The sequence below is a fragment of the Streptomyces griseus genome (assembly GCF_900460065.1).
In the GTDB taxonomy this organism is placed as follows: domain Bacteria; phylum Actinomycetota; class Actinomycetes; order Streptomycetales; family Streptomycetaceae; genus Streptomyces; species Streptomyces griseus.
Genome location: NZ_UAVD01000056.1, coordinates 214,077 through 240,056 on the forward strand (window position 1 = coordinate 214,077; position 25,980 = coordinate 240,056).

General features: G+C 72.2%; 24 protein-coding genes. 8 read left to right on the forward strand and 16 right to left on the reverse strand.

All coding sequences use genetic code 11. The features are described 5' to 3' along the window. Positions 1 to 43: 43 nt before the first annotated feature. Together DTB53_RS34625 and DTB53_RS34630 are read right to left on the reverse strand one after the other, a co-directional pair. Positions 44 to 931 (reverse strand): MOSC domain-containing protein, encoded by an 888-nt coding sequence (locus DTB53_RS34625; RefSeq protein ID WP_012380438.1) that lies wholly within the window; start codon positions 929 to 931, stop codon positions 44 to 46. Positions 932 to 1,086: 155 nt separating this feature from the next. Continuing rightward, positions 1,087 to 1,917: a M23 family metallopeptidase gene (locus DTB53_RS34630; protein WP_012380437.1), complete on the reverse strand. Its 831-nt coding sequence runs from the start codon at positions 1,915 to 1,917 to the stop codon at positions 1,087 to 1,089. A 523-nt stretch (positions 1,918 to 2,440) separates the two neighbouring features. Between DTB53_RS34630 and DTB53_RS34635 the strand changes: the two genes are divergently transcribed. Continuing rightward, a complete protein-coding gene (locus tag DTB53_RS34635; RefSeq protein WP_012380436.1) occupies positions 2,441 to 3,799 on the forward strand; it encodes an MFS transporter in 1,359 nt (452 codons plus the stop codon). 158 nt (positions 3,800 to 3,957) lie between these two features. After that, positions 3,958 to 4,566 carry a hypothetical protein gene (locus DTB53_RS34640; RefSeq protein WP_012380435.1) on the forward strand — a complete coding sequence of 203 codons (609 nt, stop codon included), beginning with the start codon at positions 3,958 to 3,960 and terminating at the stop codon, positions 4,564 to 4,566. Between the two features lie 157 nt (positions 4,567 to 4,723). On the opposite strand, the gene DTB53_RS34645 is transcribed toward DTB53_RS34640, so the two are convergent. Both DTB53_RS34645 and DTB53_RS34650 read right to left on the reverse strand, forming a co-directional pair. Beyond that, complete coding sequence (locus DTB53_RS34645) at positions 4,724 to 6,646, reverse strand: AMP-dependent synthetase/ligase (protein WP_012380434.1); 1,923 nt, start codon at positions 6,644 to 6,646, stop codon at positions 4,724 to 4,726. A 175-nt stretch (positions 6,647 to 6,821) separates the two neighbouring features. Continuing rightward, positions 6,822 to 8,117, reverse strand: a complete 1,296-nt coding sequence (locus DTB53_RS34650) for an acetyl-CoA C-acetyltransferase (RefSeq protein ID WP_012380433.1) — start codon at positions 8,115 to 8,117, stop codon at positions 6,822 to 6,824. A 100-nt stretch (positions 8,118 to 8,217) separates the two neighbouring features. Here DTB53_RS34650 and DTB53_RS34655 point away from each other — a divergent pair, with 100 nt between their 5' ends. Together DTB53_RS34655 and DTB53_RS34660 are read left to right on the forward strand one after the other, a co-directional pair. After that, entirely contained in the window at positions 8,218 to 9,540 is a 1,323-nt protein-coding gene (locus DTB53_RS34655; RefSeq protein WP_012380432.1) for a 3-oxoacyl-ACP reductase, read from the forward strand. A 5-nt stretch (positions 9,541 to 9,545) separates the two neighbouring features. Continuing rightward, positions 9,546 to 10,382 carry a MaoC family dehydratase gene (locus tag DTB53_RS34660; RefSeq protein ID WP_012380431.1) on the forward strand — a complete coding sequence of 279 codons (837 nt, stop codon included), beginning with the start codon at positions 9,546 to 9,548 and terminating at the stop codon, positions 10,380 to 10,382. Positions 10,383 to 10,414: 32 nt separating this feature from the next. Here the strand turns inward: DTB53_RS34660 and DTB53_RS34665 are convergent, their stop codons facing one another. Then, a complete protein-coding gene (locus DTB53_RS34665) occupies positions 10,415 to 11,446 on the reverse strand; it encodes a hypothetical protein (RefSeq protein ID WP_012380430.1) in 1,032 nt (343 codons plus the stop codon). Between the two features lie 194 nt (positions 11,447 to 11,640). Continuing rightward, positions 11,641 to 12,285, reverse strand: coding sequence for a TetR/AcrR family transcriptional regulator (locus DTB53_RS34670; protein WP_012380429.1), 645 nt, complete (start codon positions 12,283 to 12,285; stop codon positions 11,641 to 11,643). A 200-nt stretch (positions 12,286 to 12,485) separates the two neighbouring features. On the opposite strand from DTB53_RS34670, the gene DTB53_RS34675 reads away from it, so the two are divergent. After that, positions 12,486 to 13,742, forward strand: coding sequence for an alpha/beta hydrolase family protein (locus tag DTB53_RS34675; protein WP_042496909.1), 1,257 nt, complete (start codon positions 12,486 to 12,488; stop codon positions 13,740 to 13,742). A gap of 100 nt (positions 13,743 to 13,842) precedes the next feature. Here DTB53_RS34675 and DTB53_RS34680 read toward each other — a convergent pair whose 3' ends face one another. The 5 genes from DTB53_RS34680 to DTB53_RS34700 all read right to left on the reverse strand — a co-directional run bounded on the left by DTB53_RS34680 (position 13,843) and on the right by DTB53_RS34700 (position 18,374). Beyond that, positions 13,843 to 15,213 carry a dicarboxylate/amino acid:cation symporter gene (locus DTB53_RS34680; protein ID WP_042498611.1) on the reverse strand — a complete coding sequence of 457 codons (1,371 nt, stop codon included), beginning with the start codon at positions 15,211 to 15,213 and terminating at the stop codon, positions 13,843 to 13,845. A gap of 445 nt (positions 15,214 to 15,658) precedes the next feature. Beyond that, positions 15,659 to 15,952 (reverse strand): DUF4229 domain-containing protein, encoded by a 294-nt coding sequence (locus tag DTB53_RS34685; protein ID WP_030706020.1) that lies wholly within the window; start codon positions 15,950 to 15,952, stop codon positions 15,659 to 15,661. A gap of 113 nt (positions 15,953 to 16,065) precedes the next feature. Next, positions 16,066 to 16,587 (reverse strand): GNAT family N-acetyltransferase, encoded by a 522-nt coding sequence (locus DTB53_RS34690; RefSeq protein WP_012380425.1) that lies wholly within the window; start codon positions 16,585 to 16,587, stop codon positions 16,066 to 16,068. A 118-nt stretch (positions 16,588 to 16,705) separates the two neighbouring features. Continuing rightward, the gene (mqnE, locus tag DTB53_RS34695) at positions 16,706 to 17,869 is read right to left on the reverse strand and encodes an aminofutalosine synthase MqnE (protein WP_003968406.1); all 1,164 of its coding nucleotides are present in this window, start codon (positions 17,867 to 17,869) and stop codon (positions 16,706 to 16,708) included. 49 nt (positions 17,870 to 17,918) lie between these two features. Beyond that, on the reverse strand, positions 17,919 to 18,374 hold the full coding sequence (locus DTB53_RS34700; RefSeq protein WP_003968405.1) for an Lrp/AsnC family transcriptional regulator: 456 nt from the start codon (positions 18,372 to 18,374) through the stop codon (positions 17,919 to 17,921). A 121-nt stretch (positions 18,375 to 18,495) separates the two neighbouring features. Between DTB53_RS34700 and DTB53_RS37070 the strand changes: the two genes are divergently transcribed. Next, positions 18,496 to 18,642: a hypothetical protein gene (locus tag DTB53_RS37070; RefSeq protein ID WP_158073650.1), complete on the forward strand. Its 147-nt coding sequence runs from the start codon at positions 18,496 to 18,498 to the stop codon at positions 18,640 to 18,642. A 7-nt stretch (positions 18,643 to 18,649) separates the two neighbouring features. On the opposite strand, the gene DTB53_RS34705 is transcribed toward DTB53_RS37070, so the two are convergent. Continuing rightward, the gene (locus tag DTB53_RS34705; protein ID WP_012380424.1) at positions 18,650 to 19,339 is read right to left on the reverse strand and encodes a UbiX family flavin prenyltransferase; all 690 of its coding nucleotides are present in this window, start codon (positions 19,337 to 19,339) and stop codon (positions 18,650 to 18,652) included. A gap of 120 nt (positions 19,340 to 19,459) precedes the next feature. Here DTB53_RS34705 and DTB53_RS34710 point away from each other — a divergent pair, with 120 nt between their 5' ends. Next, positions 19,460 to 20,086, forward strand: a complete 627-nt coding sequence (locus tag DTB53_RS34710; RefSeq protein WP_003968402.1) for a rhomboid family intramembrane serine protease — start codon at positions 19,460 to 19,462, stop codon at positions 20,084 to 20,086. A 6-nt stretch (positions 20,087 to 20,092) separates the two neighbouring features. Here the strand turns inward: DTB53_RS34710 and mqnP are convergent, their stop codons facing one another. Next, positions 20,093 to 21,013 (reverse strand): menaquinone biosynthesis prenyltransferase MqnP, encoded by a 921-nt coding sequence (gene mqnP / locus DTB53_RS34715; RefSeq protein ID WP_003968401.1) that lies wholly within the window; start codon positions 21,011 to 21,013, stop codon positions 20,093 to 20,095. Then, the gene (locus DTB53_RS34720) at positions 21,010 to 22,467 is read right to left on the reverse strand and encodes a menaquinone biosynthesis decarboxylase (protein WP_012380423.1); all 1,458 of its coding nucleotides are present in this window, start codon (positions 22,465 to 22,467) and stop codon (positions 21,010 to 21,012) included. Before DTB53_RS34720 ends, mqnP begins: the two co-directional genes overlap by 4 nt. Positions 22,468 to 22,675: 208 nt before the next feature. On the opposite strand from DTB53_RS34720, the gene DTB53_RS34725 reads away from it, so the two are divergent. After that, the gene (locus tag DTB53_RS34725; RefSeq protein ID WP_172595325.1) at positions 22,676 to 23,026 is read left to right on the forward strand and encodes a PLD nuclease N-terminal domain-containing protein; all 351 of its coding nucleotides are present in this window, start codon (positions 22,676 to 22,678) and stop codon (positions 23,024 to 23,026) included. A gap of 86 nt (positions 23,027 to 23,112) precedes the next feature. Here the strand turns inward: DTB53_RS34725 and ccsB are convergent, their stop codons facing one another. Both ccsB and resB read right to left on the reverse strand, forming a co-directional pair. Continuing rightward, positions 23,113 to 24,192 (reverse strand): c-type cytochrome biogenesis protein CcsB, encoded by a 1,080-nt coding sequence (gene ccsB / locus DTB53_RS34730; protein ID WP_003968398.1) that lies wholly within the window; start codon positions 24,190 to 24,192, stop codon positions 23,113 to 23,115. Further along, entirely contained in the window at positions 24,189 to 25,976 is a 1,788-nt protein-coding gene (gene resB, locus DTB53_RS34735; protein WP_012380421.1) for a cytochrome c biogenesis protein ResB, read from the reverse strand. Before resB ends, ccsB begins: the two co-directional genes overlap by 4 nt. Positions 25,977 to 25,980: the final 4 nt, after the last annotated feature.

Sequence of the window (25,980 nt, forward strand, 5' to 3'; positions counted from 1 at the left end):
CCCACCCGGGTGCTGGGGCGGGGGGACGGCGCTCGACCGGGTCTCACGCCTCCGCGTCGCCCCACTCCGCCACGTCCACCTCGTCGCCCACCGACAGCTTGCCCGGCCGCACCACGGAGAACTTCGCGCCGAACACCACCCCGCCGCCCGGTGCCCGGCGGTAGCCCGCGAGGGTCCGCAGCGGCTCCGGGCCGCCCCGCGCCCCGGCCTCCTGGTCGACCAGGGTCACCGCGCAGCGGACGGCGAGCTTGGTGTAGCCCAGGTCGGCCGCACCGATGGTCATGCGGCGGATCCGGTCCTCGGCGTGCGGCTCCGCCGCCCAGTCCTCACCGTGGCTCCCCTCGGGGCGGCTGTCGACGACGATGTTCGGCCGGAAGCGGTCCATGGCCAGGGGCGGGGCGCCGCGCTCGGCCATCCGCGCGTTCAGGTTCCCGAGCGAGGCGCGGGAGAGCAGATGCACGGCACTGCTGTCCGCGTAGCCGGAGGTGCCCGGGGTCAGACCGTCGGTCCTGCGGTCGTGCTCCGGCGGCACCCGGACCAGTCGGCTCGGGGCGCCCAGGAAGTCCGAGAGCCAGGCCGCCGCCGCCTCGCCCTGGTCGATGCCCCGGAACGTCGCTCCGAAGAGGTCGACGTCGCGCCGGGGCGCGGAAGTGACGACGTCGAGGTCCAGCCCGTCGCCACCACCGCGGACCCCGTCACCGCTCCCCCGCTCCGCCGACGCGAGCGTGAGCCTGCCGCCGTCGGCGCTGATGGTGGGCCGGACGAGGGCGAGGCGGGGGTCGCGGCGTTGGGTGCGGTAGACCCCGTCGACGCTGACGACCATGAAGCTGCGGTCGTGCGCGAGACCCGCCGGCGTGAGGTACGCACTGTCCAGGGACGTTCCCGCGCAGCCCTTGACGGGGTAGGTCAACAGATCGACGACGGTCGCCATGCGGCCCGCTCCTCCGTGAGGTCCCCGGCCCCCGGAACTTCCGCCGTCGGGCCCGTACGGCCAGGGTGCCAGGCCGGGCCGATCTTGCTCGACGGCTTTTGCGCCGGACCGGGGCGCGCCAGCGGGCCGGGCCTCCCCGGCTCAGCAGTCCGGGCTCAGCAGTTCGGGATCACCGCCCCGTTGTTGTCGCGGGCCTCGTCATTGCCCCAGCGGGAGAGGTAGTACGCGGAGACGTACGCGTTGCGGCCGTTCTTGCCCGCGTACACCGTGTCCAGGTCGGTGCGCAGCCACCAGTGGTTGAACTGGGTGGCGGTGCCGACCCGCGCTCCCCACACCTTGCAGTACACGTAGTTCGTGCCGGCGTTCAGGACGCCCTGGGCGTCGGCCGTGTTCGCGGCGGCGTAGCCGGTGGCGTTGGCGAACGTGTCGACCCAGTGCTTGCCGCCGCTGCCACCGCAACCGTTGTCGCTGGTCAGGTACTTGCTGTAGTACGAGCCCGGATACGGGGCGAGCGAGCGGCCGTTGATGACGATGTTCTGGCCGACGCCGTTGTACAGCTGCTCGTAGTGGATGTGGGCGCCGGAGCTGTTCCCGGTCGATCCGGTGGTGCCGATCTGCTGGCCCTGGGCGACCTGGGCCCCGTTGGCGACGGAGAAGGCGGCGAGGTGGAAGTAGTACGTCTTCCAGCCGCCGCCGTGCTCGACCGCGATGTAGTTGCCCGCGCCGCTCGGCTGGGAGTAGCGGTAGGCGGTTCCGGCGGCCGAGGCGAGGACCGGGGAGCCGGCGGTCGCCCCGCCGTCGGTGCGGACGAAGTCGAGGGCCTGTCTGACCTCGGCGGAGTGATGGCTGTACGTCCATTGCTGGCCGCAGCCGTAAGGGGCCTTGAAGTTGGGGGCGGCGGCGGCCGGGCTCGCGGTGGCGGTGACCGTGAGCAGGCCCCCGAGGAGCGCCAGCAGGGCCAGCAGACTGGTACGGGTCGAGCGCATGGGCGGGACGTCCTCCGGGTCGACAACCGGGCAGTGGGGTGCGGGGTGCGGAACGTGAGGTGGGCGCGGCGCGAAGTACCTGTATGTCTACGCGAGTTGAACGCGAGACCAGGGTGCCGCAACTTCCGGCCGAGGGACAGCCCCCGCGAGGGACTTCCGGGGCCCGGGGGGCGGGTGCACGGCCCCGCGCCCCGGCGCTCCCCGGCCCGCCCCGGCCCCCCTGATACCGTCGATCGCATGTCTGCAGCTTCGTGTGCGGCCGGTTGCGCCGCGGTGACCAGGACCCTCCGCTAGCGGCGGGGCGTTCTGCTCACCCGTCACCAGAGCGTCCAGCCGCTTCGTGATCAGATCCGGGCGGCCTCTTCGCGCTGCTCGGAACCGTTTCTGAGCTACGGAGCACCTGATGTTCTCAGGCATCCCCTCTTCCCGCGGATCGTCCCGCGGATGGTCCCGCCGTTCTTCCCGCCGGTGCGCCGGCGGGCGCGGCCCGTCCCCCGCACGCGCGTGGCTGGTGCTGTGCGCGATGTCCATGCTCCAGTTCTTCATCGCGGTCGACGTGACCGTGGTCACCGTCGCCCTGCCGTCGATCGGCGCCGACCTCGGCGTCGACGGGCACTCCCTGACCTGGGTCGTGGTCGGCTACACGGTCTCCGGCGGCGGCCTGCTGATGTTCGGCGGCCGGCTGGGCGACCTGCTCGGGCGACGGCGCGTACTGCTGCTGGGCACCGGCCTGTTCGGCGTCGCGTCGCTGCTGGCGGGCCTGGCCCCCACGTTCGGCCTGCTGGTCGTCGCGCGCCTGCTCCAGGGCGCCGGGGAGGCCGTCGCGCTGCCCGCCGCGATGGCCACCGTCATCCTGATGTTCCCGGAGGGGCCGCGCCGGTCGCGGGCCCTCGGCGTGTGGGCGGCGGTGGCCAGCTGCGGACTCGTGCTCGGGTTCGTGCTGTCCGGTGTCATCACCGCGCACCTGGGGTGGCGGTGGATCTTCCTGATCTCGGTACCGTTCATCCTGGTCGTCCTGTCGGCGGCCGTCTTCCTGGTCGACCGCGACCGGCCCGTGTCCGGGGACCGGCGGGCGCTGGACCTTCCCGGCGCACTGCTGCTGACCGCCTGCCCGCTGCTGTTCACGCTCGGCGTGGTCGAGGCCGGTGAGCCCGGCACGTCCCCGTGGCCGGCCCCGGCGGCGCTGACCGGGGCGGTGGCGGCCGGGATCGGGTTCGTACGGGTCGAGGCGCGCTCGCGCAATCCGCTGGTGCCGCTGCGCCTGATCGCCCACCGCACCCGGGTCGCGGCCAACCTGGCCACGATGCTGCTGAGCGGGGCCCTGTCGACGTCGTTCCTGCTGTTCACGTTCTCCCTTCAGGACCGGCTGGGCATGGGACCGCTGGGCGCGGGGCTGACGATGCTGCCCCTGGCGGTCTCGCTGATCGTGTTCTCCCTGCTGGCGCCCCGCCTGCTGGGCCGCTGGGGGCCCCGCGCGTGCGTGCTCGCCGGCCTGGGGTGCACGGCGGCGGCGATGGCGGCCATCGCGCTCGTCTCGGCCTCGTCCGCGGACGGGGCCGCGCTGGTCCCGGCCATGGTGCTGGTCGCGGCCGGTATGGGATTCGGCATCGTCGGTCTCCAGTACGTCGCGGTCACCGGCGTCACCGAGGACGACGCCGGGATCGCCTCGGGCGTCCAGCGCGCCGCCGACCAGCTGGGCGGCGCGGCCGGGGTGACCGTCTGCGTGGGGGTCGGCTTCGCGCCCACCCTGCACTCCTTCGATCCGTTCCTGGTGGCCACGGTGCTCGCCGGCGCGGGTCTGGTGGCGGGTGCGGTCGTGGCCCGGCGGATGCCCGGGCCCGCCGCGGCGGCCGGGGCGGGCGCGCGGGAACAGGCCGGGTGAGCTGACGGGGGCACGCCGCGGCCCGGCCGCCTCCGGGTGGGCGCCGGCCGCGGCGTGCCCGCTCCGCCTTCACCCGGCGGAGTGGAGCCGGTCGCCCGCAGGGGTGGTACGGCCTCGCCGTGCGCGGTTCGCGCGGCCGGGTGCCGAACCATGAGCGCATGTCACGGAACAGTCTGCGTTCGCTGGCCCGCCGTGTGGTTCCCACACTGCTGGTCGCCCAAGTCGTCCTGCTCCCCCTCCAGTCCGCCTCCGCCGCCACGCTCACCGCGCACCCGTGCGGGTCGGCCGCCGGCTGCGGATCGGTCGTGGTCGCGCCCGTCTCCCAGGCGGCCCCGGACCACGGCGACTGCACGAGTCCGGAACCGGTGGTGTGCCTGATCCGGAGCGAGACGCCGCAGGAGCGCGAGGTGGCCCGCGATCAGCGGATGCGCTACCACGGCCTCATCGCGGACATGGAGCGCACCGCGTGCGCGATGCGCGCCGAAGGGCGCTCGGAGGAGGAGATCGCCCGCACCCTGGTGCGGATGCGCAATGACGCCAAGGACATCGTCCGTGCCGGCATGACCCCGGAGCAGGTCGCGGAGCTGGAGGCGCGCAACCAGAAGAAGTACGGGAACCCGCTCGGCCCGACGGCGGACCAGCTCTACCTGAAGTACGGCTCCTGGGAGAAGGTCTCCGAGGCCGCCACCCGGACGAGCGCGGCCGTCGACCGGGAACTGGGCCTGGAGTACCGCCACTGCTCCTGCGACGTCCTCCGGGCCGCCTGACCGGGGTGGCCCTCCGCCGGTCCCGTCCGCCCGTCCCCCCGCCGGTGTGCGGTGGGAGGACGGGCGGCGGGCCGGGCCGGGCGGCAGGCGGCGGACGCCGGGCGTCGAGAGCGTCCGGGACCGGGCGGCGGAGCCGTCGCCGTCGAGGACGCGCCCCTCACTTCCGGTACAACGCCTCGATCTCGCCCGCGAAGTCCCGGGCGATCGCGTCCCGCTTCAGCTTCAGCGACGGCGTCAGATGCCCCTTCTCCTCCGTGAAGTCCACCGGCAGGACCGTGAACTTGCGGATCGACTCCGCGCGGGAGACCAGGCGGTTGGCCTCGTCGACGGCCTTCTGGAGCGACGTGCGCAGATCCTCGTCGTGGATCAGGTCCCGCATCGGGACGTCCTGTTTCTTGGTCATCTGGCGCCAGTGCTGGAGGCCGTCCGGCTCCAGGGTGATCAGGGCGGTGATGAAGGAGCGGTTGTCGCCGACGACCATGCACTGACTGACCAGGGGGTGGGCGCGCAGCCAGTCCTCCAGCGGCGCCGGGGTCACGTTCTTGCCGCCCGACGTGATGATGATGTCCTTCTTGCGGCCCGTGATCGTCAGATAGCCGTCCTCGTCCAGTGCGCCCAGGTCGCCCGTGGGGAACCAGTCGTCCGGCAGGAGCGCCGGGGTCACGTCCGCCCGTTCGCCGTCCCAGTAGCCCCGGAAGACCTGGCCGCCCCGCAGCAGCACCTCGCCGTCCTCCGCGATGCGCACCGATGTCCCGGGCAGGGGCCAACCGACCGTGCCCAGGCGGGGTTTGAGGGGCGGGGTGACCGTGTGTGCGGCCGTGGTCTCCGTCAGTCCGTAGCCCTCGAAGATGCCGATGCCCGCGCCCTCGTAGAACGCGGCGAGCCGGCGGCCGAGCGGGGAGCCGCCGCAGATCACGTACCGGACCTTCCCGCCGAGCGCCGCCCGGATGCGGCGGTAGACCAGCGGGTCGTAGAGGGCCCGGGCGGCCCGCAGGCCGAGGCCGGGGCCGGGGCCCGTGCCGTGTTCGGCGCCCTCGACCGCCTTGCCGTAGCGCTGGGCGATGCGGGCCGCCCGGTCGAACGACGAGGCCCGGCCCATCTTCTCGGCCGTCGCCCGCCCGGTGTTGTAGACCTTCTCCAGGACGTACGGAATGGCGAGCAGGAAGGTCGGGCGGAAGCCCGCCAGGTCCGCCAGCAACTCCTCCGTCCCGATGGACGGGGCGTGGCCCAGGCGGACCCTCGCCCGCATGCAGCCGATCGCCACCATGCGGCCGAAGACGTGGGAGAGGGGGAGGAAGAGGAGGGTGGAGGCCGGGTCCTTCGAGACCGACTTGAAGACCGGGTGGAGGAGTTCGATCGCGTTGTCGACCTCGGCGAAGAAGTTGCCGTGGGTCAGGACGCAGCCCTTCGGGCGGCCCGTGGTGCCCGAGGTGTAGATCAGGGTGGCGGGGGTGTCCGGTTCCAGGGCCGCCCGGCGGGCCGTCACCGCCGCGTCCGGGATGTCCTTGCCGAGGGACTTGAGCCGGCCGATCGCCCCCGTGTCGAACTGCCACAGGTGCGCCAGGTCGCCGAGCTGCTTGCGCTCCTGGCTGATCAGACGCCCCTGTTCCTTCGTCTCCACGGCGCACGCGACCGCGCCCGAGTTCTGGAGGATCCAGCGGGCCTGGAACGCCGAGGAGGTCGGGTAGATGGGGACCGTCACCAGTCCGGCCGCCCACGCAGCGAAGTCCAGCAGCGTCCACTCGTACGTCGTCCGGGCCATGATCGCGACCCGGTCCCCCTGGCGCAGGCCCTCCGCCATCAGGCCCTTGGCCACCGCCAGTACCTCGGCGGCGAACGCGGCGGCCGTCACGTCCCGCCACACGCCCCCGGCGTCCTTGCGGCTGAGCACCGGGTCCGACGGGGCCTCGCGGGCGTTGTCGAACGGGATCTCGGCCAGGGAGCCGCGCGCCACGACCGGGGCGAACTTCGGTACGGAGACCTCCTGGACCCTCCCGTCGGGGCCTCGCTTCTTCGTCGGCTCGACCAGAACGGGTGTGGCCGCGGGGGCGGTCGCGGATGCGGAAGGTGGCGTTGACACGTGCGGCTCCTCGGTTGGGGGGTCGGGCGGGTCGGGTCGCCGGGTCGTCCGTCCGGCAGGGTGCGGAAGGGGCGGGCGGGCAGAAGAGTCAGGGGCGGATGGAGCGGGCGGGGCGGGCGGGTCAGGGGCGGGCGCGCAGGAGGCGGACAGGGCGGGTGCGGAAGTGGGCGGCGGGTCAGGGGCGTTCGAGGATGGCCGTCACCCCCTGGCCGCCCGCCGCGCAGATCGAGATCAGGCCCCGGCCCGGCGCGTCCCGTTCCGCGAGGAGCTTGGCCAGGGTGGCGACGATCCGGGCGCCCGTCGCGGCGAAGGGGTGGCCGGTGGCCAGGGAGGATCCGGCGACGTTCAGCCGGGCCCGGTCCAGCGGGGCCAGGCCCTGCTTCTCCCAGGCGGCGAGGGTGGCCAGCACCTGGGAGGCGAAGGCCTCGTGGATCTCGTACAGGTCGAAGTCCTCGATGCCGAGCCCGGCCCGCTCCAGCAGGCGCGGCACCGCGTGCGCCGGGGCCATGAGGAGACCGTCGTCGCCGTCCACGTAGTCCACGGCCGCCGTCTCGTACAGGGAGAGATAGGCGAGCGGCTCCAGGCCCCGCTCCCGGGCCCACTCCTCGCTCGCCAGCAGGACCGTCGCCGCACCGTCCGTCAGCGGGGTCGAATTGCCCGCGGTCATGGTGGGGTCGGGGCCGTCGGTCCCGAACACCGGTTTCAGGCGGGCTAGTTTCCCGGCCGTCGAGTCCGGGCGAAGGTTCTGGTCGCGGTCCAGGCCCCGGTACGGGACCACCAGGTCGTCCAGGAAGCCCCGTTCGTACGCGGCGGCCAGGCGCTGGTGGCTCGTGGCGGCCAGCAGGTCCTGGTCCTCCCGGGTCACGGCCCAGCGGCGCGCGGTGACGGCGGCGTGCTCGCCCATCGACAGACCGGTGCGGGGTTCCGCGTTGCGCGGGATGTCCGGGACGAGGTGGCGGGGGCGGACGGCGGCCAGCGCCTTGACGCGGGCGCCCGTCGTCCTGGCCCGGCGGGCGGCGAGCAGGATGCGGCGCAGTTCGTCGTTGACGCCGAGCGGGGCGTCGCTGGTGGTGTCGGAGCCGCCCGCGATCGCCGAGTCGACGGCCCCGAGCGCGATCTGGTTCGCGGCGGCGATGACCGCCTGGAGGCCGGTGCCGCAGGCCTGCTGGATGTCGTACGCCGGGGTGCGCGGGTCGAGCGCGGAGCCGAGGACGGTCTCGCGGGCCAGGTTGAAGTCCCGGCTGTGCTTGAGGACCGCGCCCGCGACGAACGCCCCGACCCGCTCCCCGGCCAGACCGTACCGCTCCACCAGGCCGTCCAGCGCGGCGGTCAGCAGGTCCTGGTTGGAGGCGGTCGCGTACGGGCCGTCGGAGCGGGCGAAGGGGGTGCGGCTGCCGCCGACGACCGCCACGCGGCGCGACCGCGGCGGAGCGAGCGGAACGAACGGGTCCTGGCGCGTCATCGTGACCATCTCGTCTCGGTCGGTCCGGGATTGTTCATCTCGACCAGCTCCTGACTCTTAAGTAACCTTACTCAAGAGTAAATCTACGACCGAGCAGGGAGTCAGGACAATGGCCGATCGCTATCTGCACCTCACCGGCACAGCACCCGGCCGCTTCCTCACCCGGCGGCTCGGCCTGCCGCAGCCCGCGCCGCTGCGCCGCTGGACCCTGGACACCCCGCGCCTGGACGGGCCGCTGCTGCACCTGACCGCCGGGACCTCCGCCATCCGGGACGGGCTGGCGAAGGTGCTGGCCACCACCGGGCTCACGGTCGAGGAGCGGCCGGCGCGACCCGCCGGGATCGTCCTGGACGCCACAGGGGTCGCCTCCGCCCGGGGGCTCGCCGAGGTGCACGCGGCCCTCCACCCCGTCGTACGGTCGCTGGCCCCCGGCGGCCGGATCGTCGTCCTCGGCACGCCCCCGTCCTCCGGGGACCACCATCAGGCCGCCGCCCAGCAGGCGTTGGAGGGTTTCGTCCGGTCGCTGGGCAAGGAGGTCGGGCGGGGCTCCACGGTCCAGCTCCTGCGGCTGCCGGCCGACGGGACGCCGGAAGCAGCCGAGTCCACCCTCCGCTTCCTCCTCTCCCCCCGCTCCGCGTACGTCAGCGGCCAGGTGATCGAGCTGACCGCCGCCGCCCCCGGCTCCGTGCCCGACCGGGACGCCCCGCTCACCGGCCGGACCGCCCTGGTCACCGGCGCGGCCCGGGGCATCGGGGCGTCCGTCGCCTCGGTGCTCGCCCGCGACGGGGCGGACGTCATCGTGCTGGACGTCCCCGGGGCCCGGGACGACCTGGTGCGCACCGCCGACCGGCTCGGGGCCACCGCGCTGCCGCTGGACATCACCGCCCCCGACGCCGCCGCCCGCATCGCCGCCGCCGCCCCGGGCGGGCTCGACGTCCTCGTCCACAACGCGGGCATCACCCGCGACCGCCGCCTCGCCAACATGCCGGCCGAACGCTGGGCCCAGGTCATCGAGGTCAACCTCGACAGCGTGCTCCGCACCACCGACGAACTGCTCGCCGCCGGCGCCCTGAACCGGGGCGGCCGGATCGTCGCCACCGCCTCCATCGCGGGCATCGCGGGCAACGACGGCCAGACCAACTACGCGGCCAGCAAGGCGGGCGTCATCGGCCTGGTCCGCTCGCTCGGCCCGCGGGCCGCCGCCGAGCACGGCGTCACCGTCAACGCGGTGGCCCCCGGCTTCATCGAGACGAGGATGACCGCCGCCGTGCCCTTCCTCATCCGGGAGGCGGGCCGCAGGATGAACTCCCTCTCCCAGGGCGGGCTTCCGGCCGATGTCGCGGAGGCCGTCGCCTGGTTCGCCCAGCCCGACTCGGGAGCCGTCAACGGCCAGGTGCTGCGCGTCTGCGGCCAGAGCCTGCTGGGGGCGTGAGCCCGATGACCTCCCTCACCGCCTCGCTCGCGCGCGGGGCCCTCACCTCGCCGTTCAAGCGCGCCGGACGGCCGGACGCCACGCTGCCCCCCGGCCGCCTCACCCGCCCGCCCGCACCCGTCGCACCCGGCCCCCTCGCCGCGTACGGGAGGATCTGCGGGTTCCCGGAGACCGGGGCGCTGCCGCTCACCTACCCGCATGTGCTGGCCTTCCCGCTGACCATGCAGCTGATGACCGGCCGCGCCTTCCCACTGCCGGTGCTCGGGCTCGTCCACACCTGGATCGAGATCACCCCGCACCGGACCGTGCAGCCCGCCGAGCGCCTCGAACTGTCGGTGTACGCGCGAGAGCTGACGCCGCACCGGCGGGGCACCGAGGTCACGATGACGACCGAGGCGCGGGTGGACGGGGAGCTGGTGTGGGAGTCGAGCAGCGGCTATCTGTCCCGCCACCGGCGGGACACCCCGGGCCACACGCCCCCGGACCGGGCGGCGACCGCCCCGGAGGACCTGCCGGCCCACGCCGAGTGGCGGCTGCCCGGCGATCTGGGGCGGCGGTACGGAGCCGTCTCCGGGGACCGCAACCCGATCCACCTGCACCCGCTGACCGCCCGGCTGTTCGGCTTCCCCCGGGCCGTCGCACACGGCATGTGGACGGTCGCCCGCTGTCTGGCCGAGGCCGACGACCCGGCCGGGATCCGCGGCGTACGGGCCGACTTCAGGGCCCCCGTCCTGCTGCCCGCCACCGTGACGTACGCGGCCGACGCCGCCGGGAACGCCTTCGCGCTGCGCGGTCCCGACGGGCGCGTGCACCTCACGGGGGCGGTGGGCCGGCACATCTGAGAGCTGTCCGGTCGGTCGCCGGGGACAGCGGACTACCGTCGGATCAGGGCCGCGGCTTCGACGGCCCCGGCCGCGGCTTCGAGTTCCGGCGCGACGTACCGCTCGAACGCGGCGGGCAGGCCGGGGCCGAACACGGCGGACACGGCCTCCGGCTCGCCGTGGTAGAACGCCGCGACCTCCGCCTCGACCAGATAGGGGACGGCCTCCCGGTCCCAGTCCTCCGGGCGCATGTCCCGCAGGCTCTCCGCCAGGTGCTTGAGAACCTGCCGCAGGCCGGCGTGCGAGACGGCGGTCAGCTCGCTCGCCAGCGCTCTCCTCCCCGCCGCCACCGCGTCGGCGAAGGCACGCCGCAGGGCGTCGGTGCGGCCCGGCTCGTAGCTCCGGTCGTCCGGCCACGGCAGGCTGGCGTTGGCGTAGATCCGCCCGAGTGCCACATGGGTGTACTCGTGCAGGAGGTTCGCGGTCATGGGCACGGGATCCCTCCGCAGATCCTCGGCGGGGACGCCCGCGAGGTAGACAGCCGCCGGGAAGTACTGCGTGTAGCCGGCTCCCCGGTGCCCCTGGACGACCAGCGGCTGGCCCTCGGGCAGCAGGACGGTGACGAACCGGTCCAGTCCGCTCCAGGGCTGCGCACCGCGGTCTGCCGACGGGCCCTCCGGTTCCGGATGGACCCGGATGTTCCAGGGACGCGTCCCCCGATGGGCTTCCAGCGGATCCACCGCACCGATCGTCACGCCCGCGGCGATGTACAGGATGTCGGCCAGGTGCCCCGGCAGGGGCGCTCGCTCGCACAGCAGGTACAGGACCGTGTCGTTGAACGCCTCGTACTGCTCGACCGAATCCGCGCGTACGGAGTGCCGCAGCACGTCGCCGACCGCGAACCGCTTCCACGCGTCGGCTTCGTCGGGCCAGCCGAGGTGCTCGGCGCCGGACCACGCCCCTCCGTCGTCGACGGGCCTGTCGAGCACCGTCCTGGCGTCACCCCATGGCCCCAGCCCCACGATCCGATTGCCGTGTGCGCCGAAGTAGTTGACGCCGCCCGCTGATCCCTGGTCCTCGCTCACCGCTGCCCCTCCTCAGGTGCCCGCTGTCTCCGCAGGCTATCGACGGGGGGCTCAGACCGCTGGAGATCCGGGAAGCCCCTGGCTCCGGCCCGGGCCGGAGGGAGAGGCTCCGGGTTCCTGGGGAGCGTCCGGACAGTCTCGTCGGGCGGGCCGGACGATACCTCGCGGACACGGCGGCAGTTCGACGACAGGGCCTAGCCGGCCGGGGGCTGCCAGGGGCGGGCGTGCATCAGGTTCTCCAGGCCTGCCCAGGCGAAGTTCATCAGGGTCGCCGCGGCCTCCTTCGCCGAGACGTCCGGGGTGTCGTTGGCCCAGCCCGCCAGCGACTCCGCGGCCCCCACGAGCGCCTGCGCGAGCCCCGCCACATCCCGGTCCGCCAGCGCGGGGTCGCTGTGCGCCTCACGGGCGGCGGCCCCGATCAGCCCCGTCACGAACGCGACGATCTCGTCCCGCATGCCGCCGAGTTCGCTGACGAACGGCTCCCCGTGCGAACGCGCCTGGCGGTGCAGGACCGACCAGCCGTCCGGGTTCTCGGCGGTGTGCAGGAAGAACGCCCGCAGCCCCGCCCACAGTTGGCCGTCGGCGGGCAGCCCCGGCTCCACCCCGGCCCGCACCGCCTCCAGCAGGGCGTTCGCCTCACGACGGATGCAGGCGGAGAACAGGTCCTCCTTGGAATTCAGGTACAGGTAGACCAACGGCTTGGACACGCCCGCCAGCTCCGCGATCTCGTCCATCGAGGCGGCCCGGTAGCCGCGCTGCCCGAAGGTCCGCACCGCGGCGTCCATCATCTGCTGCTCGCGCACGGCGCGCGGCATCCGTTTGCTCTTCACTGCACCCACGTCCGGATCCTCCCCGCCCCCACTGCCCTGCTCCCGTCCCAGGGTACGGCGGCGCGCGGCCCGCCGTCGTGGCGAGCGATCACCGGGGGACGGGGCCGGCCCGGTCCGACCGGAGGAGGAGAGGGGTCGTCCCGTGGTCCGACAGCGGGCACACCCTGCGTCCGATGCGCGCGTCCGGGCGCCTCCCTAGCGTTGCGGACATGACGATCTCCCTTCGCAACAGACCGGTCGGGGCCGCCGCCACCGCCGCGGTGCTCGCCCTGGCCGCGCTGGTCTCGCCGGCGGCGGCCGCGCCCGCTTCGGCGTCCGCCCCCGCGCGGGCCGCCGCCTTATCCGCCGCCCCCGCCGCCTCCGGCGAGGCGGCCGAGCCGTCCGCGGCCGCGGAAGGCCTGCGGCTTCCCCGCCCCACCGGCCGGTACGCCACCGGCCGCGACACCCTGTTCCTCACCGACCACGCGCGCCCCGACCCATGGGTGCCGTCCGCCGGGCCGCGGCGGTTGCTGGTGTCGCTGAACTACCCGGCCCGCCCCGGCACCGGCGGTGGCCCGGCCCCGTACATTCCGCGGGAGGAGGCGCGGCTGATGCTCGCGCAGCGCGGGCTGGACGACCCCGCGTGGCCCGGCCTGGTCGCCGCCACCCGGACCTCCTCCCGGACGGCGGCCGACCCGGCACCGGGGCGCTTCCCGCTGGTCCTGCTCTCCCCCGGCTTCGGCACGCCGCGGGCCACGCTGACCGGGCTCGCGGAGGAGCTGGCGAGCCGGGGCTACGTCGTGGCGACCGCGGACCACCCGTACGAGTCGACCGGTACGCAACTGCCCGACGGGCGGGTCCTCACCTGCGCGGCCTGCGACACGGTGGACGCCCAGCCCGACGCGACCGCGCGGCGGAAGGTGCTGGCCGCCGTGTCCGCCGGGCGGGCCGCCGACTTCTCGTTCCTGCTGGACCGGCTGACCGGCCCGGCCCCGGCGTGGCGGCACGCCCGGGCGATCGACCCGCGCCGGGTGGGCATGGCCGGCCACTCCATCGGGGGCAACGCGGCCTCCTCCACGATGGCGGGCGACCGCCGGGTCGACGCGGGCGTCACCATGGACGGCACCTTCTTCGATCCGGTCGCCGCCCGGGGGCTGGGCGGGCGGCCGTTCCTGATGCTGGGCACCGACCCCGGACACGGCCCCGGCGCCGACACGTCCTGGGACGAGGGCTGGGACCGGCTGGACGGCTGGAAGCGGTGGCTGACGGTGCGGGACTCCGGGCACTTCACCTTCACGGACACCCCGGAGATCGGTGAGCAGCTCGGCATCGAGGACCCGGACGCGCCGCTCTCCGCCGCCCGCTCGACCGCGATCACCAGGGCTTACGTGACGGCCTTCTTCGACCGGAGTCTGCGCGGCCGGCCGGCCCGGCTGCTGAACGGCCCGACCCCGGGCAACCCCGAGGTCCTCTTCCAGCGCCCCTGACCGCGCGCCCGGACCCTTCGGACACGCCCGCGCCCCCGGACCACGTACGAAAGACGTGGTCCGGGGGCGCGGGCGTGCGCGGCGCGTGCCGCCCGCCGGGTCAGGCGGGGGCCGGCAGGGTCACCTTCTGCTCGGCGTCGCGGACGTCGTCCTGGTCGAAGGAGTCGATCGGGGAGGACGAGGCCGAGTTGTACGCGTCATGGTCGAGGATCTTCTCCCGGGCCGCGACGATCACCGGGACCAGCGCCTGGCCGGCCACGTTGGTGGCGGTGCGCATCATGTCCAGGATCGGGTCGATGGCCATCAGCAGGCCGACGCCCTCCAGCGGGAGGCCCAGCGTGGACAGGGTGAGGGTCAGCATGACCGTGGCGCCGGTGAGACCGGCGGTGGCCGCCGAGCCGATCACCGAGACGAAGGCGATCAGGAGGTAGTCGCCGATGCCCAGCTGCACGTCGAAGATCTGCGCGATGAAGATCGCCGCCAGCGCCGGGTAGATCGCGGCGCAGCCGTCCATCTTGGTGGTCGCGCCGAACGGGACGGCGAAGGAGGCGTACTCCTTCGGAACGCCGAGGCGCTCGGTGACCCGCTGGGTGACCGGCATGGTGCCGACCGAGGAGCGGGAGACGAAGGCGAGCTGGATCGCGGGCCAGGCGCCCTTGAAGAACTGGAGCGGGCTGACCTTGGCGACGGTGGCCAGGAGCAGCGGGTAGACGCCGAACAGCACCAGGGCGCAGCCGATGTAGACGTCCGCGGTGAAGGTGGCGTACTTGCCGATGAGGTCCCAGCCGTAGTCGGCGATGGCGTAGCCGATGAGGCCGACGGTGCCGATGGGGGCGAGGCGGATGACCCACCACAGGGCCTTCTGGAGGAGCTCCAGGATCGACTGGCTGAGGGTGAGGATCGGCTTGGCCTTCTCACCGAGCTTGAGGGCGGCGATACCGGCGACGGCGGCCATGAACACGATCTGGAGCACGTTCAGCTCGGTGAACGGCGTGATCACGTTGTCCGGGACGATGCCGGTCAGGAAGTCGATCCAGCTGCCCTTGGTCTCGGAGAGCGCGCCGTCCTTCGGCGTGAGGCCGGTGCCGGAGCCCGGGTTGGTGACCAGACCGATCGCGAGGCCGATGGCGACCGCGATCAGCGAGGTGATCATGAACCAGAGCAGGGTGCGGGTCGCGAGCCGGGCGGCGTTGTTGACCTGGCGCAGGTTGGTGATCGACACGAGGATCGCGAAGAAGACCAGCGGGGCGACGGCCAGCTTCAGCAGCTGGACGAAGAGTGAGCCGATCTCGTCGAGGGTGGTGACGAGCCAGCCGAGGTCCTGGCTGCGGGCCAGCCAGCCGAGCAGCACGCCGAGGACCAGACCGACGACGATCTGGGCCCAGAAGGGGAACCTGGGTATGCGGGAACCGGAGCCGGAGCCGGTGGGCTCCTCGGCCTCGGGGGTGGCGGACGCGGGATTCGCGGACACGGACACACTCCAACTGGGGACGCATCGGGACGCACGGATCCATCCGTGCGGTCGTGCGGTGGAACGGGGACGGGGTCGCGGCGCCCGCGTCGGGGGGCGGCGCCGCTGCATGATGCCGTATCAGACCTCGCGGCAACAGACCGCGGACATACAGCGGCAGAGATCGACATGCAGGCGCGCCACGAGCGGGGTGCTCGCGGCATGACGGAGGCGCACAGCTGTCTTCACGTCGAATACGTTAACACTTGAACTTTGGGAACCTCAAAGCGTTTCTTTGGCTTCCGGACAGAGGTCCACCGGGCGGGAATGGCTGGAAAGCGGCGCAAAACAGCGGAGAACGCCGCGGGCCCCGGGCGGGAGCCTGGTGACTCCCGCCCGGGGCCCGGCGGAGAAGAGGTGCGCGCGGTGCGCGGGTGTGAGGAAGCTTACGTGGCGCCTACAGGCGCTACTGGACCGCGTCCTCGCGGGTGCGGTTGGCGTCGAGGCGCGCCTTGGTGCGGTCGACGCCGGCGACGATCTGCTCGGACATCTCGTCGCGCTGCTTGCGCAGCAGCACGTAGCTGAGCGGGGCGGAGAGGACGAGACCGAGGAGGATCACCCAGACCGTGTTGGAACCGCCGAGCCCGGAGGGGATCAGCCCGAAGTGCACGGCGACACCGGCGACGAAGAAACAGCCGACGAAGATCAGCAGGCGCAACGCCGTGTAACGGATCATCGCGCTCGGCTTGGCAGCGGACACAGCTGGCCCTCTCTTCCCGTGGACTCTCGACACGCTTCTGCCCGTCCAGTGAAGCATGGCCCGAATTCTCTCGGTTCAGGGGGTTGCCGGGCCGCCCTCCCCCGCCGCCGGCCTCACAGCCGGAGCAGCATGATGATGTCGTCCCGGTCGTCGCCGGGAGCGACCCGGATCGCGTCCGGCACCCGGCCGACCTCCTTGTATCCGCAGGCGGCGTAGAAGCGGTCGGCGCCGGTGCCACCCCGGCAGGTGAGGCGGATCGCCTCGACGCCCTCGATGGAACGGGCCGCGTCGGCGGCGGCGGCCATGAGGTCGCGGCCGTACCCCTCGCCCTGGTGGCGGGGGTGGACCATGACGGTGTAGAGCCACAGCCAGTGCTTCATCAGCCGGTGGTCGTTGAGGGTGAGGAAGGCGGTGGCGGCGACGGCGCCCTCCGCGTCACGGGCGACGAGCAGCCGGGCACGGCCCTGTTCGATGGCCACGAGGTGCTTGAGCAGGTCGGGCCGGACCTCCTCGGCCGTGACGGGCGGGACGAAGCCGACCGCTCCGCCCGCGTTGGTGACGTCGGCCCAGAGGGCGCAGATGCCGTCGCGCAGGGCGGGGGTGAACGAGGGATCCAACTCGAAGGTAAGCGCCATGGGCGCAGAGTAACCATTACGCCCGCTGCGGCTCAAACCCTGTCCGGCAACCGGGAAAGCCCCGGCCGGGGACGGCGGCCGGGGCTTTGATCCGGTGCGGATCCGGTCAGGTCGGGCGTCAGATGCGCATCGGCTGCGGCGACTCGCGCCGGTCCGCCTCGGGACCCGGGTACTCGCGCAGGATCTCGTACCGGGTGTTCCGCTCGACCGGCCGGAAACCGGCGTCACGGATCAGGTCCAGCAGATCCTCGCGGCCGAGCTTGTTCGGCGTGCCGAAGTCGTCGGCGTCGTGCGTGATCTTGTACTCGACGACCGAGCCGTCCATGTCGTCCGCGCCGTGCTGGAGCGCGAGCTGGGCGGTCTGCACCCCGTGCATCACCCAGAACACCTTGACGTGCGGCACGTTGTCGAAGAGGAGACGGGAGACCGCGAAGGTCTTCAGGGCCTCCGCGCCGGTCGCCATCGTCGTGCGGGCCTGGAGCTTGTTGCGGACCTTGCCGTCCTTCATGTCCACGAAGTCGTGCTGGTAGCGCAGCGGGATGAAGACCTGGAAGCCGCCGGTCTCGTCCTGCATCTCCCGCAGCCGCAGCACGTGGTCGACGCGGTGACGGTGCTCCTCGATGTGCCCGTACAGCATCGTCGCGGGGGTCTTGAGCCCCTTCTCGTGCGCGAGGCGGTGGATGCGCGACCAGTCCTCCCAGTGGGTGCGGTGGTCGACGATGTGCTGGCGGACCTCCCAGTCGAAGATCTCCGCGCCGCCGCCGGTCAGCGATTCGAGACCGGCCTCGATCAGCTCGTCGAGGATCTCGGAGGCCGAGAGGCCGGAGATCGTCTCGAAGTGGTGGATCTCCGTCGCCGTGAACGCCTTCAGCGCCACGTCCGGCAGGGCTTCCTTCAGCGCGCTGAGCGAGCGCGGGTAGTAGCGCCACGGCAGCGTCGGGTGGAGTCCGTTGACGATGTGCAGCTCGGTGAGGTTCTCGCCCTCCATCGCCTTGGCGAGGCGGACGGCCTCCTCGATGCGCATCGTGTACGCGTCCTTCTCGCCCGGCTTGCGCTGGAACGAGCAGTACGCGCACGAGGCGGTGCACACGTTGGTCATGTTGAGGTGACGGTTGACGTTGAAGTGCACCACGTCGCCGTTCTTGCGCGTGCGCACCTCGTGCGCGAGACCGCCCAGCCACGCCAGGTCGTCGGACGCGTAGAGCGCGATCCCGTCCTCGCGGGTCAGCCGCTCGCCGGCCCGGACCTTCTCCTCCAGCTCGCGCTTGAGTCCCGCGTCCACCCGTCCGCCTCCCATATCTCCGTGTAACAGACTCCGACCAACCGTACGCCTACGCCTCTTCGGGGAGTTCTCCGACCCGGTTCTCCCACTTGGTGGAGAGCACGATCGTCGTACGCGTCCGGGAGACGCCCTTCGTACCGCTGAGGCGGCGGATCGTCTTCTCCAGCCCGTCCACGTCCCCGACCCGGACCTTGAGCATGTACGAGTCGTCGCCCGCGATGAACCAGGCGTCCTCGATCTCCGCGAGGTCCTTCAGCCGGCGCGCCACGTCCTCGTGGTCGGCCGCGTCCGAGAGCGAGATCCCGATCAGCGCGGTCACGCCGAGCCCCAGCGAAGCGGAGTCGACGGTGGCGCGGTAGCCGGTGATGACTCCGGCGGTTTCCAGCCGGTTGATGCGGTCGGTGACGCTGGGCCCGGAGAGCCCCACGAGCCGTCCGAGCTCGGCGTACGAGGCCCTCCCGTTCTCCCTGAGGGCCTGGATGAGCTGCCTGTCCACCGCGTCCATATGACTGAAGCCTTCCATTGTTCAGCAGTACCGCGAGTTTACGTGTAGAATCTAAGGCATGCGAGGCTGACGCCCTGCAAATCTTCTAGAACATCCAAGAAACGCTTTCGAATCTTCAGGAGTGAACTTCACCGTGTACACGATCGAGATGGCCTACGCCCGGATGCGCGAGCTGCAGGACCTGGCCAACCGCTCGCGTGCCCACCAGCCCGCCGCCGCGCACCGCGTCGACAAGACCCGCGCCCCGCGCGCGCACAAGAAGCGCTGACCAGGCCCTAGGGCGCGTTTCGGGGGTCTCGGGAACCGCCACCGAGCTCTCCTTCCCAACGGCGGTACAGCCGGTGCGGCACGCCTCCCGCGTCCAGCACCCGCCCCGCGACGAAATCCACCAGGTCCTGGATGTGCGTCGCACCCGCGTAGAACGCCGGAGAGGCGGGCAGCACGATCGCGCCCGCCTCGTCCAGGGCCACCATCTGCTTCAGCGTCTGGCCGCTCAGCGGAGTCTCGCGCACCGCGACGACGAGCGGGCGGCGTTCCTTGAGCGTCACGCTCGCGGCCCGCTGGAGCAGATCCTTCGACAGACCGAGCGCCACTCCGGCCACACAGGCCGTCGAGGCCGGCACGATGAGCATCCCCTTCGCCGGGTACGACCCGGAGGACGGCCCGGCCGCCAGATCACCGGCGGGCCAGTGGCGTACGCGCTCCAGCGCCGCGTCCCCGACCGCGAACGCGTCGGGCTTCCCGTCGGCCCCCCGCTCCAGCCAGGTCCGCAGATCCTCCCGCCAGTGCCCGTCCCGGAACGCGATACCGGTCTCGTCCAGCAGCGTGAGCCGCGAGGCCCGGCTCACCACCAGGTCCACCTGCTCGCCCGCCGCCAGCAGCCCGCGCAGCACGGCGGCCGCGAACGGGGTACCCGAAGCGCCGGAGACCCCGACAATCCAAGGCCGCCGCTGCTGATCAGTCACTGAAGTCCTGGATTCCACACCCGCGAGCCTATCCGGCACGCCCTCCCGCCCGGCACCCGGAACCGGGCGGACGCCGCAGACGTTCACCGGGTGACGGGCAACCCGGGGCAGGGGCAGACCATGGGCGACTACTGGACCACCGACCGCACCACGCGCAACGGCACCACCGGCGGTGCGCGGGCCCTGACCGCAGGGCTCCTGATGGCGGGCTGGGTGGCCCTGCTCTGGATCCTCGAAGGGATCGACACCGCCACGGGCAACGCCCTGGACACCTACGGCATCAGCCCGCGCGAGGCGGCGGAGCTGCGGGACGTGGTGCCCGCCGCGTTCCTCCACAGCGGCTGGGAGCACCTGGCCTCCAACAGCGTCCCGCTGCTGGTCCTCGGCTTCATCGCGGCCCTCGCGGGGCTGCGCCGGTTCGCCGCCGTCGTCGTGACGATCATCCTGGTCAGCGGCCTCGGCGTCTGGCTCACCGCTCCGGCGAACACCATCACGCTCGGCGCGTCCGGCGTGGTCTTCGGACTGTTCGGCTATCTGCTGGTCCGCGGCTTCGTGGACCGCCGCCCCTGGGACGTCCTCATAGGCGTCGGCGTCGCCGTGGTCTACGGCTCCCTGCTGTGGGGCGTCCTGCCGACCGCCACGGGCGTCAGCTGGCAGGGGCACCTGTTCGGGCTGGCCGGCGGGGTCGCGGCGGCCTTCCTCTTCCGCCGCCCGCGCCGCGCGCCCGACAACCTCGTCACCGTCTGAGCGGCCTCACGGGGTCAGGCCGCGCACCAGCAGGTCCAGCAGCGCGCAGGCGAACAGCGCGATGCCGATGAAGCCGTTCACCGAGAAGAACGCCCGGTTCAGCCGGGACAGGTCGTGCGGCCGCACCACCCGGTGCTCGTAGACGAACGCCACCGCCACGATCGCCATGCCGATCCAGTAGAAGACCTCGGCGTCCGTGGCCAGCCCGAACCACACCAGCAGCCCGGTCGTGATCACGTGGCACACCCGCGCCCCCCACAGCGCCGCCGGGATCCCGAAGCGCGCCGGGAAGGACAGCACCCCGTGCGCCCGGTCGGCCTGGACGTCCTGGCAGGCGAAGATCAGGTCGAAGCCGCCGATCCAGATCCCCACCGCGAGCCCGAGGATCACCGCGTCCCACGACCAGCTGCCCGTCACCGCGAGCCACGCGCCGACCGGACCGATGGCCTGCGCGAGCCCCAGGATGGCGTGCGGGAAGTTCGTGAACCGCTTGCCGTACGGGTAGACCACCATCGGCACCACGGCCAGCGGCGCGAGGACCAGGCAGAGCGGGTTGAGCAGGGCGGCGGCCCCGAGGAAGACGGCGAGCGCGACGATCGCACCGGTCCACGCGGACTTCACCGACACCGCGCCGGTCACCAGCTCGCGGCCCGCGGTGCGCGGGTTGCGGGCGTCGATCTCCCGGTCGATGATCCGGTTGGCGGCCATCGCGAAGGTCCGCAGCCCCACCATCGCCAGCGTGACCAGCAGCAGGACGCCCCAGTGGATGGTGCCGTCCAGCTGGAACATGGCGGTCAGCGCGGCGATGTAGGCGAAGGGCAGCGCGAAGACCGAGTGCTCGATCATCACGAGCCGCAGGAAGGCCTTCACCTTGCTGTTGGAGGGCGCCGGCCCGGGGACGGACGCCGCTTCCGCCGTACTGCTCACAGCCCGTATTCCTTCCAGCGACGGTCGACCTTCGCCGCCGTCTCCGGGTCGGAGACGACCATCTCCGGCCAGCCGCCGTCCCGGGTGTAACCCTCGGTGGGCAGCTTCTTCGTGGCGTCGATGCCCGCCTTGCCGCCCCAGAACTGCTGGTAGGAGGCGTGGTCCAGGTGGTCGACCGGCCCCTCGGTGACCGTGAGGTCGCGGGCGTAGTCGGTGTTGCCGAGCGCCCGCCAGGCGACCTCGTGCAGATCGTGGACGTCGCAGTCGGAGTCGACCACCACGATCAGCTTGGTCAGCGACATCATGTGCGCGCCCCAGATCGCGCTCATCACCTTCTGCGCGTGCTTCGGGTACTTCTTGTCGATCGAGACGATCGCGCAGTTGTGGAAGCCGCCCGCCTCGGGGAGGTGGTAGTCCACGATGTCCGGCACGATGATCTTCAGCAGCGGCAGGAAGAAACGTTCCGTGGCCCGGCCCAGCGGCCCGTCCTCGGTCGGCGGGCGGCCCACCACGATGGACTGGAGCAGCGGCCGCTTCCGCATCGTGACGCAGTCGATGGTCAGTGCGGGGAACGGTTCCTGCGGGGTGTAGAAGCCGGTGTGGTCCCCGAACGGACCCTCCGGGAGCATCTCGCCCGGCTCCAGCCACCCCTCGATGACGACCTCCGCCTGTGCGGGCACCTGGAGCGGCACGGTCTTGCAGTCGACCATCTCGATCCGCTTGCCCTGGACGAACCCGGCGAAGAGGTACTCGTCGATGTCCCCGGGCAGCGGCGCGGTGGAGGCGTACGTCACGGCGGGCGGACAGCCGAAGGCGATGGCGACGGGCAGCCGCTCCCCGCGCCGCGCCGCGACCTGGTAGTGGTTGGCGCTGTCCTTGTGGATCTGCCAGTGCATCCCGATGGTGCGCTTGTCGTGCCGCTGGAGCCGGTAGAGGCCCAGGTTCCGGACGCCGTTCTCCGGGTGCTTGGTGTGGGTGAGGCCGAGGTTGAAGAACGAGCCGCCGTCCTCGGGCCAGGTGAACAGCGCGGGCAGCTGGTCCAGGTCGACGTCGTCGCCGGTCAGCACCACTTCCTGGACGGGCGCGTCGCCGGACTTCACCTTCTTCGGCGGCACGTGCACCATCGAGCCGAGCTTCCCGAAGGCTTCCCGTACGCCGACGAAGCCCTGAGGCAGCTCGGGTTTGAGGAGCCCGCCGATCTTGTCGCTGATGTCGCTGTACGACTTCAGCCCGAGGGCCTTGAGCAGGCGCCGGTCGGTCCCGAAGACGTTCATGGCCAGGGGCATCGAGGACCCCTTGACGTTCTCGAACAGCAGGGCCGGCCCGCCCGCCTTGTTGACCCGGTCGACGATCTCGCCGACCTCCAGGTGGGGGTCGACCTCGACCTTGACGCGCTTGAGATCACCATCGCGCTCGAGAGCCCGGAGCAGGGAGCGAAGATCGTCGTAAGCCATGCGGTCCAGTTTGTCATCCCCGCCCCCGCCGCCCCGCCGGGGCTCCCCCCGCGCCGCGTGCCGAAAGTCCGCCGACCGTCCGCGCACACGCCCCGCGGGTCCGGCTCCGGGCCCCGGTTCCTTCATGTCGAGCCGGTACCCTGGCCGCGACACCGGGCTTCGATCCCGCCCGCCGCCGCTTCCTGGGGGACGCACCATGAGAGCCCTGATGTTCATCGTCCCGCTGGCTCTGACGATCTACGCGTTCATCGACTGCCTGAACACCACGGAGGAGGACACCAAGCATCTGCCGAAGATCGCCTGGGTCTTCATCATCCTGCTGTTCTGGATCGTCGGCCCGGTCGTGTGGCTCGTCGCCGGCAAGAACCGCCACCACAGGTCCGGGGGCGCCGGGTCCGCCTCCTGGCAGCGGCGCGGCCGGCAGCAGTGGGTGGCCCCGGACGACAACCCGGACTTCCTCAAGTCGCTCAAGGACGACAAGGACGCCGAGGCCGAGGAGGAGCGGGGCCGCCGCGACGGCGGCACGGCCCCCGACGACAAGACCCCGCCGGCCTCCTGACGGCGCACCGGCACGTGTGGCACGACACGACGGCTCCCCGGACGAGAATCCGTCCGGGGAGCCGTCGTGTGCCGGGTGCGGCCTTCTCAGACCCCCGCGTAGGAGTGCAGGCCGGAGACGAAGATGTTCACGCCGTAGTAGTTGAACAGCCAGCAGGCGAACGCGACGAGCGCCAGGTAGGCGGCCTTGCGGCCCTTCCAGCCCGCGGTGGCGCGGGCGTGCAGATAGGCGGCGTAGGCGACCCAGGTGATGAACGACCAGACCTCCTTGGGGTCCCAGCCCCAGTAGCGGCCCCAGGCGTCGCCCGCCCAGATCGCGCCGGCGATGATCGTGAACGTCCACAGCGGGAAGACGGCCGCGTTGATCCGGTACGAGAACTTGTCCAGCGAGGACGCCGAGGGCAGCCGCTCCATGACCGAGGACGCGAACTTCCCGGGCGTGCCGCCGGAGGCGAGCTTGTTCTCGTAGCTGTCGCGGAAGAGGTAGAGGACCGTGCCGACCGCGCCGAGGTAGAAGACGGCGCCGCAGATGATCGCGGTCGAGACGTGGATCCACAGCCAGTACGAGTGGAGCGCGGGCACCAGCTGGTCGCTGTCGGTGTAGAGCGTCGTGACCGCGATGCCCAGGTCCAGCAGGACGGTGGTGACCAGCGGGAGGCCGATCCAGCGGACGTTCTTCTTCAGGGCGAGCAGCACCAGGTAGGAGCCGACCGCCACCGTGGAGAAGGTGATGGAGAACTCGTACATGTTGGCCCAGGGGGCCCGCTGCACCGACAGGGCGCGGGTGGCGACCCCGCCCGCCTCGACGAGGAAGGCCACCACGGTCAGCGAGACCGCGATCCGGCCCCACAGGTCGCCCTTGAACGTGCCGCCGGCCGCACCCGGGCCGTCGGGCACGTCACGCGTGCCCGCGGCGGAGCGGGTGATGACCTCGGGCCGGTCCAGCACCGCCGTACCACCGGCCCCCGCCTTCTTCACGGCGGCGGCGGGGGCGGCGGCTCCGGGGGCGGACAGCGCGGCGGCCGTGCGGCCGACCTTGCTGCGGCTGCCGAGCACCCACTCCGCGATGTGCGCGAAGAACGCCAGGGTGTAGACGGCCATCGACGAATAGATCAGCACATTGCTGGTGTTCGCCAGGCTCTCGTTGGTTGCGGCGGCGAGATTCACTTCTCAGCCCCTTCGGCAGGTGCTTCGGCAGGTTGTACGGGCCGGCTCCCGGCCTCGTTGGTGGCATCGGGTCCGTCCACGTCCGCGGACGTGGACACCGCGGGTTTCTCCGGCGCGACCGGCGCCGTCGTGACGAGGGCGGCCGACAGGTCGCCCAGCTCCTCGGGGAGCCTCGCGGACTCGCTGCGGCCCAGGCCCGCCATCTCCACGACCGTGACGCCGTCGGCGCCCCGGACCGCCCGCACCCACACCCGGCGGCGCTGGATGAACAGCGAGCCGGCGAGGCCGGCGATGGCGGCGACGGATCCGCCGAGCGCCCAGCCGTTCCCCGGCTGCTGCGAGATCTGGAAGCTGGCCCACTCCTCGACGCCCTCGAAGGTGATGGATCCGGCGCCGTCGGGCAGGTCCAGCTTCTCGCCCGGCATCATCATCTTCTTGAGCAGCTCGCCGTCCTCGCCCTTGAACTCCTTCATCTTGGACGTGTCGAGCTGGTAGACGTTCTGCGCCAGTCCCGAGTCGACGCCGAGGGAGCCGTGGTAGGCGCTGAGCGCCAGCACGGGGAAGTCCAGGGCGGGGAACTGCGAGAACATCTGGCCCTTGCCCTCGCCCGCGAAGGTCGGCACGAAGAACGCCTTGAAGCCCAGCTGGGTCTTCTTGCCGTTCTTGTCCTTGTAGCCGTCCATCACCTTGATGGCGCCGGACGAGGTGATGTTGTTGTCGATCGGCAGCAGCGGGACGGCGGACCGCGAGACGACGTTCCCCCTGCCGTCCCGGACGGTGACGACGGGCGCGTAGCCGTGGGCGATCAGATAGATCTTGGTGCCGTCCACGAGGAGCGGTTCGTTGACCTTGATGACGTCCTTGCGCTCCGCGCCGTCGGCCCCCTCGCTGTACGTCACCCGGGCCTCGAAGGTCCGCGGGGTGCCGCGCTGCGGACCGCTCTCCTCGTACGTACCGACGAACTCGTCGAGCACGAAGCTGAACGGGGCCAGCGAGTCGGAGTCGTAGAGCGAGCCCGACTTGAAGTCGTCGTACTGGGTGAGCGTGTTGGAGAAGCCGTCGCCCTCGACGATCAGCTTGCCGCCCTCGGACTTGAAAAGCTGCCCGGAGGCGAAGGCCACCAGCATCACGATCAGGGCGATGTGGAAGACCAGGTTCCCGGCCTCGCGGAGGTAGCCCTTCTCGGCGGCGACCGCGTCACCCACCTCGTGCACCCGGAAGCGCCGCTTGCGCAGGACCGCGAGAGCCGCCGCGCGGACCTCGTCGGGCTCGGCCCCGGTGCGCCAGGTGGTGTACGCGGGCAGCCGGGTCAGCCGCTTCGGCGCGCCCGGCGGGCGGCTGCGCAGCTGGCCCACGAACTGGCCGGTGCGCGGCACGATGCAGCCGATGAGCGAGACGAACAGCAGGATGTAGATCGCGGAGAACCACACCGAGCTGTACACGTCGAAAAGCTGGAGCTTCTCGTAGATCGGGGTGAGGGTGGTGTGCTGTTCCTTGAAGGCCTGCACCTTCATGTCGTCGACGCTGGTCTGGGGGATCAGCGACCCCGGGATGGCCCCGAGGGAGAGCAGGAAGAGCAGGATCAGCGCCACCCGCATCGAGGTCAGCTGACGCCAGAACCAGCGCGCCCAGCCGATCACGCTCATCGCGGGCACGCCCGCCCCGGTGTCGGGGCGCTCCTCGCGGGGCGCGGTGGAGAGCTGGTCGCCCGCCGCTCCGTGGGCGGAGCCCCGGTCGCGCTCGTCCTCGCGCTGCCGCGTCTCCGTGCTGTTCGCCTTGCTCATGAAC

Coding starts and splice junctions, on each gene's coding strand:
- resB (WP_012380421.1), bottom strand. CDS start 25,976: ATGAGCAAGGCGAACAGCACGGAGACGCGGCAGCGCGAGGACGAGCGC.
- DTB53_RS34700 (WP_003968405.1), bottom strand. CDS start 18,374: ATGGACGCGGTGGACAGGCAGCTCATCCAGGCCCTCAGGGAGAACGGG.
- DTB53_RS34640 (WP_012380435.1), top strand. CDS start 3,958: ATGTCACGGAACAGTCTGCGTTCGCTGGCCCGCCGTGTGGTTCCCACA.
- DTB53_RS34690 (WP_012380425.1), bottom strand. CDS start 16,587: ATGGCGCTTACCTTCGAGTTGGATCCCTCGTTCACCCCCGCCCTGCGC.
- DTB53_RS34710 (WP_003968402.1), top strand. CDS start 19,460: ATGGGCGACTACTGGACCACCGACCGCACCACGCGCAACGGCACCACC.
- DTB53_RS34650 (WP_012380433.1), bottom strand. CDS start 8,117: ATGGTCACGATGACGCGCCAGGACCCGTTCGTTCCGCTCGCTCCGCCG.
- DTB53_RS34725 (WP_172595325.1), top strand. CDS start 22,676: ATGTTCATCGTCCCGCTGGCTCTGACGATCTACGCGTTCATCGACTGC.
- DTB53_RS34660 (WP_012380431.1), top strand. CDS start 9,546: ATGACCTCCCTCACCGCCTCGCTCGCGCGCGGGGCCCTCACCTCGCCG.
- DTB53_RS34625 (WP_012380438.1), bottom strand. CDS start 931: ATGGCGACCGTCGTCGATCTGTTGACCTACCCCGTCAAGGGCTGCGCG.
- DTB53_RS34635 (WP_012380436.1), top strand. CDS start 2,441: ATGTCCATGCTCCAGTTCTTCATCGCGGTCGACGTGACCGTGGTCACC.
- DTB53_RS34720 (WP_012380423.1), bottom strand. CDS start 22,467: ATGGCTTACGACGATCTTCGCTCCCTGCTCCGGGCTCTCGAGCGCGAT.
- DTB53_RS34630 (WP_012380437.1), bottom strand. CDS start 1,917: ATGCGCTCGACCCGTACCAGTCTGCTGGCCCTGCTGGCGCTCCTCGGG.
- DTB53_RS34675 (WP_042496909.1), top strand. CDS start 12,486: ATGACGATCTCCCTTCGCAACAGACCGGTCGGGGCCGCCGCCACCGCC.
- DTB53_RS34655 (WP_012380432.1), top strand. CDS start 8,218: ATGGCCGATCGCTATCTGCACCTCACCGGCACAGCACCCGGCCGCTTC.